This window comes from Maribacter sp. 2-571, from assembly GCF_050589625.1.
GTDB lineage: Bacteria > Bacteroidota > Bacteroidia > Flavobacteriales > Flavobacteriaceae > Pelagihabitans.
Map to the genome: position 1 here is coordinate 36949 of NZ_JBNGOP010000026.1, position 13269 is coordinate 50217.

At 45.7% G+C, this 13269-nt stretch carries 12 protein-coding genes; 3 read left to right on the forward strand and 9 right to left on the reverse strand.

Features of this window, described 5'->3' with window-relative positions; translation table 11 throughout:
- Positions 1–10: 10 nt before the first annotated feature.
- The 7 genes from ACRD7P_RS16475 to ACRD7P_RS16505 all read right to left on the reverse strand — a co-directional run bounded on the left by ACRD7P_RS16475 (position 11) and on the right by ACRD7P_RS16505 (position 8421).
- Positions 11–1792 (reverse strand): BatD family protein, encoded by a 1782-nt coding sequence (locus tag ACRD7P_RS16475; protein ID WP_430908787.1) that lies wholly within the window; start codon positions 1790–1792, stop codon positions 11–13.
- A gap of 5 nt (positions 1793–1797) precedes the next feature.
- Positions 1798–2724, reverse strand: a complete 927-nt coding sequence (locus ACRD7P_RS16480; protein ID WP_430908756.1) for a tetratricopeptide repeat protein — start codon at positions 2722–2724, stop codon at positions 1798–1800.
- 37 nt (positions 2725–2761) lie between these two features.
- Positions 2762–3811 carry a VWA domain-containing protein gene (locus tag ACRD7P_RS16485; RefSeq protein ID WP_430908757.1) on the reverse strand — a complete coding sequence of 350 codons (1050 nt, stop codon included), beginning with the start codon at positions 3809–3811 and terminating at the stop codon, positions 2762–2764.
- Entirely contained in the window at positions 3808–4806 is a 999-nt protein-coding gene (locus tag ACRD7P_RS16490; RefSeq protein ID WP_430908759.1) for a vWA domain-containing protein, read from the reverse strand. The genes ACRD7P_RS16485 and ACRD7P_RS16490 overlap by 4 nt, the downstream gene beginning before the upstream one ends.
- Positions 4807–6465, reverse strand: a complete 1659-nt coding sequence (locus tag ACRD7P_RS16495) for a hypothetical protein (protein WP_430908760.1) — start codon at positions 6463–6465, stop codon at positions 4807–4809.
- Position 6466: 1 nt separating this feature from the next.
- Complete coding sequence (locus tag ACRD7P_RS16500) at positions 6467–7333, reverse strand: DUF58 domain-containing protein (RefSeq protein ID WP_430908761.1); 867 nt, start codon at positions 7331–7333, stop codon at positions 6467–6469.
- Between the two features lie 86 nt (positions 7334–7419).
- A complete protein-coding gene (locus tag ACRD7P_RS16505; RefSeq protein ID WP_430908762.1) occupies positions 7420–8421 on the reverse strand; it encodes an AAA family ATPase in 1002 nt (333 codons plus the stop codon).
- Between the two features lie 119 nt (positions 8422–8540).
- Between ACRD7P_RS16505 and ACRD7P_RS16510 the strand changes: the two genes are divergently transcribed.
- From ACRD7P_RS16510 to ACRD7P_RS16520, 3 genes are all read left to right on the forward strand, one after another.
- Complete coding sequence (locus ACRD7P_RS16510) at positions 8541–9455, forward strand: aldo/keto reductase (protein WP_430908763.1); 915 nt, start codon at positions 8541–8543, stop codon at positions 9453–9455.
- A gap of 36 nt (positions 9456–9491) precedes the next feature.
- Positions 9492–10250, forward strand: a complete 759-nt coding sequence (locus tag ACRD7P_RS16515) for an SDR family NAD(P)-dependent oxidoreductase (protein ID WP_430908764.1) — start codon at positions 9492–9494, stop codon at positions 10248–10250.
- Between the two features lie 109 nt (positions 10251–10359).
- The gene (locus tag ACRD7P_RS16520; protein WP_430908765.1) at positions 10360–11496 is read left to right on the forward strand and encodes an ATP-binding protein; all 1137 of its coding nucleotides are present in this window, start codon (positions 10360–10362) and stop codon (positions 11494–11496) included.
- Here the strand turns inward: ACRD7P_RS16520 and ACRD7P_RS16525 are convergent.
- Together ACRD7P_RS16525 and ACRD7P_RS16530 are read right to left on the reverse strand one after the other, a co-directional pair.
- Positions 11493–12440 (reverse strand): carbohydrate kinase family protein, encoded by a 948-nt coding sequence (locus ACRD7P_RS16525; protein WP_430908766.1) that lies wholly within the window; start codon positions 12438–12440, stop codon positions 11493–11495. The two genes, ACRD7P_RS16520 and ACRD7P_RS16525, sit on opposite strands and share 4 nt — an antisense overlap.
- 124 nt (positions 12441–12564) lie before the next feature.
- Complete coding sequence (locus ACRD7P_RS16530) at positions 12565–12990, reverse strand: hypothetical protein (RefSeq protein WP_430908767.1); 426 nt, start codon at positions 12988–12990, stop codon at positions 12565–12567.
- Positions 12991–13269: the final 279 nt, after the last annotated feature.

Here is a 13269-nt window from a genome sequence, read left to right on the forward strand (position 1 = left end):
TACCGTTCTGTTACAATTGCTTGTCCATTGTGGATATGACTTCGCTGGCCAGTTCATAGTCCTGTTTCATTTGCACGTCAGAAAATGGACTGTAACGGGCCATTTCACAGTTTTTCAGTAGTCCGATAAAGCCGTTATTGGTTTCCATGTCCACTTGCCGCTCTTCCAAAAGGGATGCGATCTTATCTTTGCTAAAATCGGAGGTCTCTATTTTTAGTTTGGCCTTCAAATAGTTGTGCAAGGCTTTTTCCAAAGCAATGTAGAACTCCTCTTTGTTCCCCAAGGTCTTTTTGGCGGTAGAAAGATATTTTCTGGCCAACCGGTTCGCCTTTTTCACCCTGTTTCCGCTTACATCACCATCTAAGGCCCGTTTCTTTTTCAATACCAAAATGGCGAGAGGAATTAACAAAAGTGGTAGCAGCCACCATAACCAAAAATATGTAGAGCCGAAAAAATGATCGGTGCCTATGGGAACAAGATTGGGGTTCAGTTTTATAAAATTGAATTGATTTCCCGTGGCCGTTACCACCTGCTTGTCGTTGGAGGTTACTGCGGTATTGCCGGCCGAACCGCTAGTCGGCCCGGAAATTACGTTCACCACAATTTCATCGCTTTCGATGGTGGTATATTTTTGTGTTTTTGGATTGAAGTAGCTAAAGGATATTGGTGGAATGGGATATTTCCCCTTAAAGGATGGGACAATAGTATAGTTGTTGCTCACCTTTCCCTGTGAACCCGAAAGGGTAGTGCGAACGTTTTCCTCGAACTCCGGTTCGTATACTTCCAATGAACTTGGGATACTCGGTTCGGGAAGTTGAAACAATTTTAGGTTTCCCTTGCCTTCTACGGCCACTATGGCCTGTAACGATTCGCTTGCATTAAGATTGGTTTTGCTGGTAGTTACGGAAAAATCAAAATCGCCTACCGCGCCGCTAAAATTGGCGGGCTTCCCTTCTTCGGGCAGTGCTTTTACGTTTAGGGTGCGCTTTCCGGCAGAAACGGTTTTGTTGGTGGAAGCATATACCGCTCTTCCAAAAAAATCGCGCCTGCTGGTGGGCACATCAACGGTAACCTCCAACGAAAGCGGTTCAATCTCCAATTTCCCCGAGCGTTGGGGGTAGAGCACCACACGTTTTAAAATGACATAGCGGTATGGTTTTCCACGGTACGACCCGTTTTGTGCGTTGAGTCGGGTAACGGGAATGTCCTGACTCCAAAAGTTATTGTATTTCGGATTGTCCAAAGGACGATAGTTGGACACACTTATGGTAGGGCTCACATACAACTTATACACGACGCTTACCGCCTCGTTCAAATAGGGGGCGTTTTTAGAAACTTCGGCCACCAAATGCAAGCTTTCATCGGCAACATCATCTACCGTCATTTGATCGCTCGGCTTATCTACGGCAGCGCCTACCGTTATCTTTTTTGGACTCGATTTATACGTTTTGCCACCGATTGTTATGGAGGCCTGACCGATCGTGAACGTACCCCTCGCAGTCGGACTCAAGGTATACGAATACGTTTTTGAAAAACTACGGACCCCATTGATCCATGAAGAGCTGATGGCCTGGGAAGGGCCCATAAGTACCTTGAAGCCATTGAAATCGGGGGCGGTAAAGTTATCACCGTCCTTATTCATTTTAAAGTCGACCCTGAGGCGCTCGTTGATGCCCAGCTTGGATTTGCTCAGGTTCATCTCGAACGTTACGCCACCATCGTCGCCCTGGCCGCTTAGGGTATTAAAGCAGACGAACAGTGCCAATAACGGTATGTATTTTTTGAAAACCATCACGATTACCAATCTTTCTCGTTTTTGACCTTGACCCCCTTCACCTTTTTGGCATCAATTTTTTCCTGTACCTTTTTTTCTTCCTGTTGCATGGCGTCGAGCAAATTTTGTATCTGCTGTTTGCTCAATTGATTGGGCCGTCGTTGTTGGGGTTTTTGCTCGTTATCCCCATTTTCGTTGGGTTTTTTTTGCTGTTGTTCTTTGTCCTTTCCCTCACCTTCCTTATCGTCTTTTTTATCATCTTCCTTTTTATCCCCTTCGTCGCCTTCCTTGTTCTGGTCTTGCTTGTCCTCCTTGTTATCGCCGTCCTTTTTGTCTTTGTCCTTTTGGTCCTTGTCCTCGTTCTGGTCCTTACTGTCCTTATTTTGGTCGTTCTTGTTTTCTTGTTCTTCCTTTTTGAGCATTTCCTTTGCCAAGGCAAGGTTGTATCGTGTTTCTTCGTCTTTGGGGTCGTTCCTTAAGGCTTCCTTATAGGCCTCTACCGCTTTTTGATATTCTTTTCTTTTCATAAAAACATTGCCCATATTGTGGTAGGCCTTATGCTTTTGATCTTTTTGATCTGCCGTTTCCCCTGCCTCTTTAAAGCGACCAAATGCTTCGCTATAGGTAGCGTTGTTGTAATGGGCATTTCCTAAATTGAAGGGTGCCGCAACGTTTTTATCGCTTTTCGAGATTGCTTTACGATAAGCTACCTCGGCTTCTACATAATTGTTTTCGGACAGGTTCTTGTTGCCCGTCCAAGTTAGGTTTTTGGATTCTTTTAATGCTTCGAGCCTTTCCTGTTCCTCATTATCTTGGGCAGCTACCACAAAGGATGCTACAAAAAAGAAATAGGTGAGATATGATCTTATACGAACATGTCCCGGTTTTTCAGAACGGAAAAAGCCATCGATGGGGTACCGTTGCGCTGCTATGGGTCTTTTACTGTTCATAATTCGCTGTTATACGTTAAAAATCGTTTTTTGTTTCCTACTGGCGCTTTGGGCTATCGTTGAAAAGGTTCAGGCGTCGGAGCCAGGTGGTTTTTTTGTCCAGCACAAAAATATCCAAGAAAAACAATAGTAGGGCCGCGCCCAAAAACCACTGAAACTGGTCTTTGAATTCGGCAAATTGTTTTGCTTCGAACTCCTTCTTGTCCATCTGCAATAACTGTTCCTTTATGTATGCCACTGCCGCATCGGTATTGGCCCCGTCAATATATTCCCCGTTGCCTTCCTCGGCAATATCGGTCAATACCGATTCGTTGAGCTTGGTAATGACCACTTCGCCCTGCGAGTCTTTTTTCAACCGCTCGACCACTCCATTTCTTTTGATGGGAATCGGTGCACCTTTGGGTTTCCCTACCCCGATGGTATAAATTCGGATTCCTTCTTCCACCGTACGTTCAACGGCCTCCAAGGTCGCGTTCGCGGAATGGTCCTCGCCATCACTTATAATGAACAATACCCTATTGGTCTGTTCCTCATCGTCATAATAGGTGGCCGCAAGGTCTAAGGCCTGATCGATCGCCGTACCTTGAGAGGTAAGCATATCGGTATTCATGCTCTGTAGGAACATTTTTGCCGCACCGTAGTCGGTGGTAATGGGAAGCTGCGGATAGGCCTGCCCGGCATAGGCAATGATGCCGATGCGGTCACTGGCCAATTGGTTTACGATTTCCGATACCAAACGTTTTGCTTTTTCCAGCCTGTTTGGGGCGATATCCTCGGCCAACATGCTTTTGGAGACGTCCACCGCAAAAACGATATCGACACCTTCCCGTTTCACCGTTTCGAGTTTGGTGCCCATTTTTGGATTTACGAGCCCCATGATCAAAAAGGCCAATCCCGTTAAAAAGAGCAGTAATTTTAAGGTCGCCTTAAAACGGGACTTATTGGGGACCAGTTTTTTGAACAGACCGGTGTCGGCAAATTGGTTTTGGGTGCGTTTTTTCCAAATTTGTAGCAGGACAAAAACGATGGCCACAACCGGGATCACGGCCAAAAGGTAAAAGTATATTTTCTCGTCGAGCTGAATCATATAAAACTTCTAAACAGGGTATTTCTCAAAAGCCATTCAAATAACAACAAGGCGCCTGCCAACAAAATCCATGGGCGAAACTTTTCTTCGTACTTGTAGTATTTGAACTCCTCTATTTCGGTTTTTTCCAATTTGTTGATCTCATCATATATTTCTTCCAACTTTTCATTATTGGTCGCACGAAAATATTTTCCTCCGGTAGATTTGGCGATGTCCTTCAACAGTTTTTCGTCAATTTCCACTTGTCGCATGCCATAGCGAAAGGTGCCATCTGGCTTATAGGCAATGGGCGATAGGGCGTTCCCGTTGGTTCCCAGGCCTATGGTGTAGGTTTTAATGTCGTACTCCAATGCCAGTTCGGCGGCCGTCTGCGGTTCTATAAATCCGGAATTGTTCACGCCATCGGTCAGCAAAATAATAATTTTACTGATCGCCTTGCTCTCTTTCAACCGGTTTACGGAAGTAGCCAACCCCATACCAATGGCCGTACCGTCGTTCAACTGGCCGTAGGTAATTTCCTTTAAGGAATTCAATACAATTGTCTTGTCACTGGTAATCGGGGTTTTGGTATACCCTTCACCTGCATAGGCCACCAGGCCGATACGATCGTTCGGACGTTTTTTTATGAAATCACCGGCCACTTTTTTAAGGGCTCTAAGCCGATTGGGCTTGAGGTCGCGGGCGAGCATGCTCGACGATACGTCGATCGCCATTACAATGTCGATTCCCTTGGTGGTCTTGGTACGGGTAGAAATATCTTCGGTCTGCGGCCGCGCCATTGCAATTATGATGGCCGCCAATGCCGCAAGGCGCAACAACAGGAGCGCCGGCTTTAACCGGGAAAGGATACTCTGTTTTCCAAAACCCTGAATACTGGAAATACGAAGGGAAGCGGTCTGCTCCTTTCGTTTGAACACATACCATGCAACGGCCAATGGAAGCAGTAGGAGCAACCAAAAAAATTCGGGATTTGCAAATTCGACCTTGTTCAGCATTTAAATTTCCGTTTTTACTTCTATGGTTTTTAAAATGCGATCTATAATTTCTTGTGCGTACGAATCCTCTTTGCGCCACGTTAGGGCCACTTGTTGTTGAAACGCTGCTCCTCCAAAACAGAGCACTACATATTTTCCGGCGACAAGTTCTTCGCTTCCCTTCATCGGGAATTTTCCGCTACCATATACCTTTACCCCCGGTACTCCGCTCAGGGTTTTAAACTCCTCTTGTTTGGTAATGATGTTTTTCGTGCCTTGGGACTCCAATTCCTTTAAATACTTTTCAATTGCGGCGTCGTGCTTGAGTTCCTTTTCCTTTACGCCGATCAAGGAAGAGGCCGCAATGCTGAACAGCGTTTCGGGGTGTTCGTACCGAAAAGCGGTAAGTTCGGAAACCGTCTCCTTTTCTTCGGTGGACAAGGTAAGCTGTTGCCTTCTCAGTACCACGGGCGTTTCCAATGTTATGGGCGGATAGCCATAAGAACTGGTCACCCACTCGGTATGCAGTAATTTTCGGGTCGGGTGGCCTGATATGGTATCCTTTACATTTGAAAATCCATAATACCAGGTTGCGGCCGCTCCCCCCAACAGCAAGAGCCCTACTACGCTTGCACAGGCGATGATTATTTTCCGACGTTGTTGTTTTTGTGCTAGGGCCTCCTGAAATTCGGCCTGTTCCATAAGTTCCTCCTCCGTAGGCTCCGGAAGCGCCTCGTGTGTTTTTATAACGATTTCTTCAATGGCCTTTCGATCTTGTTCCGCAACGCTTGTCAATGGTTTCGATTTGGCAAATTTTACCAGATCTGCGGTTTTCAAGATGTTTTTGAACTGGCTCAAGGTGTGGTCGTCCAGTTTTAGTTCGCCGGCATCCTTTAAAAGCTCGAGTTTCTCGATCAGTTCGTCAGTGGTGCTTTCCAATGCCGATACGTGAACATCCTCCTCCAAATACGAACGCACGATATCGGTAAGTTCCGAATAGTATTGTTTGTATTCGTCCTGAATGAGGTATCTGGAGTTCTCCAGCTGTTTGAGCTCTAGCAGCGCACGGTCATAGGGCGGCAACAGGGCCGTTTTTTCTTCTTCCGTAAGCGGCTTTTTACGGAATAGGAACCAATACAGGATACCCGAGATGATCGCTAAGGCGAGAAGGATTCCCAAAATAATTTTCCAAAGGATTCCCGTACTTTTCTTTACCTCCATCAATGGCTTGATGTCGTACAATTTTTGCTTTAGGGTGTCCACGGGAACAGTAGCTACCGCGATCTGTAGCGAATCGGTAAAATAACCTTGTCCGTTTATTTCGATCCGTTGCGGCGGAAGTTTGTACATCCCCGAATCGAACTGCGTTAGCGCATAGGTCTTTTGGAGCTGTAAACGACTTTTTTTTCTAGTGGTATCCGTTTCAAAGGCTTCAACGGTTTCCAGGGGCGAAAAAGTTTGCCCTTCCGGAAAGATGACCTGGTCGGTACTATCGACCTCTACCTGTACTTTCCATAAAACCTGTTCCCCGATTTTTATGAAAGTAGTATCAACAGTAGTGCTTATTTTAGGTTTTTGCTGGGCTCGGATGGCAGTAAGTGTCAGAAACAAAAAGACGACCGAAAACAAGCAGCGCGTTCTCGATAAGGAATTTTTATATCGGCTCTTCGAATCGTTCATTTTACCCTCTTCTTTTAAAGTAACCCAATAGTTTTTTCACATAACTTTCATCCACGCGACAACTTAGGGTACCACAGCCCGACTTGGTGAAGGTATTCATAAAATAAGCTTCTCTTTCCTTATAATGGGTTTCATAGGACTGGCGTACTTTTTTGGAACCGGTGTTGACCAGTCCGACCGTTCCGGTTTCGACGTCCTGCATTTGTACGAGCCCTAAATTTGGAATACGTTCTTCCCGTTGGTCATAAATGCGTATGCCCGTAACATCATGCTTATTGCCCGCTATTTTCAGGGTTTTTTCATAGGCTTCGGATATAAAATCGGAGAGAATAAATACGATCGCCTTTTTTTTCATTACACTGCTCAAGAACTTTAAGGCTTCAGAGATATCGGTTCTATTGCTCTTCGGACGAAATTCCAACAACTCCCTGATGATGCGCAACACATGACTTTTTCCCTTTTTTGGCGGGATGTACAGTTCCACGGTATCGGAAAACAACATCACTCCGGCCTTATCGTTATTTTGAAGGGCGGAAAATGCAAGCGTTGCCGCAATTTCTGTGATGATCTCTTTTTTGAATTGGTTGGTGGTGCCAAAGAGTTCGGAGCCACTTACATCGATCATGAGCATCATGGTGAGTTCCCTTTCCTCCTCGAAAACCTTTATATAAGGTTCGTTGTAGCGGGCGGTAACGTTCCAATCGATGTTCCGAACATCGTCCCCGAACTGGTACTGTCGTACCTCACTGAACGTCATCCCCCTACCCTTGAATGTAGAATGGTATTCCCCACCGAATATATGGTCGGAGAGACGTCGTGTCTTTATTTCAATTTTACGTACTTTTTTTAGTAGTTCTTTAGTATCCATCTTCTCAGGGGGGCAGTTTTCAAGGTAGGCCGGTTATCGGCACTACCGATGTCTTTAACTGTTACCGATAACGGTCTTGGTCCCATTTAAGGCACTTCGATTTCGTTCACGATCTGATTGATGATTTCTTCGGATGTAATGTTTTCGGCCTCTGCCTCGTAGGTAATCCCGATCCGGTGCCGCAGCACGTCGTGCACTACCGCCCGTACATCTTCAGGAACGACATAGCCCCTTCTTTTGATAAAGGCATAACATTTTGCTGCAATACCCATATTGATACTTCCCCTAGGCGATGCCCCAAAGCTGATCAACGGTTTAAGATCGGGCAAGTTGTATTTTTCCGGATAACGGGTCGCGAAAATGATATCGAGAATATACCGTTCAATTTTTTCGTCCATATACACCTCGCGCACGGTTTGTTGTGCGCTTAAGATCTGCTTAAGACTTACTACGGGGTTGACCGTTTCATAGTTGCCCAAAAGGTTCTGGCGCATCACTAGCTGTTCTTCGCTCATTTTCGGGTAGTCGATTACCGTTTTCAACATAAAACGGTCTATCTGCGCTTCCGGCAAGGGGTAGGTACCTTCCTGCTCGACAGGGTTTTGCGTTGCCATGACCAAAAAGGGCTTGTCCAATATAAACGTTTCGTCACCAATGGTCACCTGTTTCTCCTGCATGGCCTCCAACAGGGCCGACTGTACTTTGGCAGGGGCACGGTTAATTTCGTCAGCAAGCACAAAATTGGCAAAAATAGGACCTTTTTTTATCGAAAAATCACTGACCTTCATGTTGTAGATCAAGGTTCCTACAACATCCGCCGGTAACAGGTCCGGAGTAAACTGTATTCTGCTGAAACTCCCTTTTACCGCCTTTGACAAGGTGTTGATGGCAAGTGTTTTTGCAAGTCCGGGAACACCCTCGAGCAAAATATGCCCTTGGCCCAATAAGCCTATCAACAAGCGTTCGACCATGTGCTTTTGGCCGACGATCACCTTGTTCATTTCGGATACCAATAGGTCGATAAAAGCGCTTTCCGTGGCAATTTTTTCATTGACTGCACTAATATCTACTGTAGTATTTTGTTCCATAAAAACGTTTAAAATTTTGGTTTTGATCGGTTAACTATTGAACAGGATTGCAAATTGAAAATTAATTCATTGTTATGCTGTTAACGATTGGTTAAAAAAATGGGGAAGGCCCCATTTTTATGAAGTTATTAAGGGATTTCTTTTTAATTTCACAGGCTATGGAGGAAGAAGACCGATACTCAAAAATTATTGCCGGTACCATGACTTGGGGAAGTTGGGGGAAACAGTTTTCCACGGCCCAAATGACCGATATGATCCAGTATTGTTTTGGTATGGGCCTTACTACTTTTGATCATGCCGATATTTATGGCGATTATACCAATGAAGCGTCTTTTGGAACTGCCTTTTTGCAGAGCGGTGTGCCGCGGGACAAGGTGCAGCTGATTACCAAATGTGGAATACAGTTCGATGCCGAAACGCGTCCGAATCGGGTCAAGCATTACGAATACGGCAAGGCATATATCATATCGTCGGTGGAACGTTCGTTAAAAAGCTTGCAGACCGATTATGTGGATATGCTATTGTTGCACCGGCCAAGCCCGTTAATGCACCCCGGAGAAATTGGGGAGGCGATACGGACATTGCAGAAAGCCGGAAAAATAAGGTCCTTTGGTGTCTCCAATTTCAGTCCTTCCCAAATAGCGGTATTGGAGACCGAACTTCCGGTTATGGGAAATCAGGTAGAGTTTTCCCTGACCGCGGATGAGGTACTGTACGACGGTACCCTTGACGATTGTTTGGCCCACAAAAGGATGGCCATGTCGTGGAGTCCGCTCGGTGCTTTTTTTCGTGAAAAAACAGAACGAACGGCGCGGATCCGAAAGGCAATGGAACCGATGACGGAAGCCTATGGCGCTAGTTATGACCAACTGTTGTTGGCGTGGATCATGAAACATCCGGCGAACGTATATCCCGTAGTCGGTACGGCCACCAAGGAACGGTTGGCCGATGCCTTAAAGGCAGCTACCATTACAATGGACCTTCAGGATTGGTTTATATTGCACGAGGCAAGCAGGGGGCAAGAAGTGCCCTAACGAACAATACTTTTGTAAATTTCAAATTTCGCTATCATGACGAAAACAGCTTTGGTTACCGGTGCCACCAGTGGTATTGGTAAGGCGATCGCCCAACGGTTCGCCAAAGAGGGAATACACCTAATCTTGTGTGGCCGTCGCGAAAGTCGCCTTCAGGAATTAAAGAGCGAACTGGCCCTTTTGACGAAGGTAACGACCCTTAATTTCGATGTACGCGATCGTACCCTGGTTCAGGAAGCCATAATGGGACTGCCAGCGGAATTCAAGACGATCGATGTGCTGATCAACAACGCGGGCAATGCCCACGGACTAGACCCTATAGAAGCCGGTAGTTTGGACGATTGGGACGCCATGTTGGACATTAATGTAAAGGGCCTGTTGTACGTATCCAAGGCAATTTTACCGGGAATGGTGGAGCGCGAACAGGGCCACATCATCAACATCGGTTCTACCGCCGGAAAGGAGGTGTACCCAAAGGGGAACGTATACTGTGCCAGTAAGCATGCCGTAGATGCCATAAACAAGGGAATGCGGTTGGATTTGAACCAATATGGCATCCGTGTCGGTGCCGTTAATCCGGGACTAGTAGAAACGGAGTTCAGCAAGGTGCGGTTTAAGGGTGATGAACATCGGGCAGAGGGTGTATATCAAGGATTTGAACCCCTGAAGGCGGTCGATATCGCCGATATCGTATACTTTGTGGTATCGCGTCCTTATCATGTGAACATCGCCGATTTAGTGGTCATGCCAACGGCCCAGGCGAGCAGCACCATTGTTCGAAAAAAAGGAGCATGAAGTACCCCCTGATTCGGGAGCTCCTTGGTTGTGGTAGTTTTAGTAATCGTTTCCGTTTTGAGTATTGTTTCCGATATTTAAGGAAAAATTGCCGAAAAGGAATCCTGCTATGATCAACAAACGTCTTTTGATAAAAAACTTGCTCGCCCATAATGATGAGAACAGTTTTTATGATAAAAAACGTTTTTTGAGTTTAGGGGAAAAAGAAGGCAAGGCAAAGTTTCTAAAACATGTTTGTGCCCTTGCAAACAGCAATCCCGAAAACAATTCGTTCATTGTTATCGGGGTCGAGGACGAGGACAATAAAATCGTAGGGGTCGATTTCTTTGACGACAGTAAAATCCAGAACCTGGTAAATGCCTATTTGGAGAACCCTCCGCTAATCGCTTATGAAAACATTCCCTTTCCGCATTTGTCGGAGGGTAAGGTGGTGGGCTTGGTCACGATTCGATCCAGCGGCGCGGTATGCGCCCTGCGCAAGAATATATGGAAGTATTATGGTGGGGCCGTTTTTTTTCGGGAAGGGAGTATAAGCATGCCCAAGGCTTTCGATATCGAGTTGAAGAGCATAAATTCGGAAGCCGTGGCAACCATTGAGCAGCATGCCAAAAACAATATTGAACTTACTTTGGACGGTGTCATCGATTTCATGAACCACCGCCATAGGGACCTCGAAAGCAATTATAAGGTTTTTAAGGAGCAATTTGTGGTCTGTTGGGCCGGGAATCAAAAAAAAGTAAAGGATCGCACCTACTATTCCCGGGTAGACATTGAATTGATCAACGAACAGGTGAAATTGTTTTATTCCGCATTGGACGAGGTAACCATTGCTTATGACGAGCATTCCTTCACCACGATCGAATACGTACAATTGGGGCTTGATAAAAAACAGGCGTACTTCCCGCTGGAACAAGTGGTAATCTCCTTTGAGGAAAACGGTACCTATCAACTGCAGAGCAAACTACTTTTCGAGCCTCCACAATACGATAAAAAAACCCTTCACCACATATTCAATTCCAACAACGCACTGCTGGACAAGCTATCCAAAGGACTGGTATTACGGCCTCGCGAGAAAGCCGATTTAAAACATTTGCCGGACACTTATCTGCTCTGTTATCTCAATGGTTTTGAGGAGGCCAAAGAGCAACTTGAAAACGCCCGATCGGTTTTAAAAAAATATGATGCCGACAGCTATATGGGACTAAAGGAGGCCTTGCGCATCCTGAGAAAGGTACGCTACAGTTAGCGGTCGAACACGGCACTGGCCACTGGAAGGGATGGAATTGCTCCATAGCCCGTGGTGGTCAATGCTCCCGCGGTATTTGCCTTTGCGATCATGGGCAGTAATAGCGCTTCGTTCTCCAATACTTCATAGGGGTCCTTAAGGTCGGCGATCTGGTATAACAAACAACCGATAAACGCATCCCCGGCGCCGGTGGTATCAATGGGTTTTACGGGAATACTTGGTATGGTATGCCTGCCTTTGGCCGTACTTACCAAGGTCCCCTCGGCACCCAGGGTAATGGTGACCACCTTGGTACCTACGTCGTGTAAAAAGGCACAGCATTCCGACAACTCTTTTTTGCCCGAAAGCAATTGGGCCTCTTCCAAACTGAATTTGCCAAGATGTGCTTTTTCAATAAAGGGCATACACTTTTTAACAAAACAATCTTCTTCGCCTTTCCAAAGATCGCCCCGAAAATTGGGGTCAAAACTGATAAAGGCCCCTTGGGTAAGGGCATCAAAAAAGTATCGGCCATATGCCTTTTCCAGTGCACCGCCCAAAAGCGCGGTAGCAGCTCCCAAATGCAGTAAGTTGTCCTTAATACCCTTTTTCAGTTCGGGATCGTATACCAGTTGTTTGTCGGCACCGCGGCTAAACACAAAATCACGTTCGCCATCGTCCGACAGGGATACGAAAGCCAAAGTCGTAAACGTTTTGCATTGTTGGGCATGTGCGATATCCACCTGGTTTTCCTGTAATACCGACAGTAAAAAATTACCGAAGGGGTCATTGCCGACACTTCCCACGAACTTTCCGTTACCGCCAAGTTTTGCAATGGCGCAGGCAACATTTGCCGGCGCACCTCCAGGCTTCTTGGTAAACACCATTGCCTTGGAGAGGTCGCTTCCCTGTTTTTCGGCAACAAAATCGATCAACAATTCCCCAATACAGAATACATCCTTCATATACTTCCGGTACTTTTTATTTGGTGAACGGTTTCAATACTTAAATATGGTAAGCATCGAGCATCCGATAAAACCGTCATATGGACCTCATCATAAGAAGGGCAAGGTAGCCACAAAAAGGGGCTTAATCCAATATTTTATGTGAAATTATGGTGAAGTAACTTTTGGAAACTTCCATACAAAGGGATTCCCGTGCTTTAACTTCTAAAACTCCAATAGAAGGAAGGTTTTTTGGTGCCAGCATAAAGTTCATTAGTAGTTGCCGTTTTTTACGTGGAATATTGGAAATTCCCATTCCCCTCTCAAGCACCTGCAAAACTTCAACCGAGACCACGTGGTCATTGGATACCCCACAAATATCCTTTTTGTTATCAAAAGTTTCCAAAATTTTGATGTGAAATACGACTTCCCCTGGATTGACACTGGAACTGTCCGCCAAGGTTTCGTCCGTATTTTCTGCAGTATCCGAAGTGTCTTCCAAAACCGCGCCCGAGTTTGGATTACATGCCAGATATGGAATTAGAAACAGGGCAAGCAACAGGATTTTCATTTGGTCCCTTTTTGATGAATTTAATGAGCTTTTACCTATTAAACCGCACGGAGCTAAAAACGGATACTTTCTCACGCTTTTTTTGACTTCCTTTCCGTCCTTGGCCCCGATTTGAGCAAAAAAAGACTTTAAAATGGAAAAGAACCGTGTTTCGAAATATCGGGGTCGCCCCGACTCGAAAAGTTTAAATGAATTCAATAACATAAAGTTAAAGTTTCTTGGGATAAAGCAGCCTTTTTTAACATGAAAAAGGGCGCGATACGTCGCGCCCTTGATCAG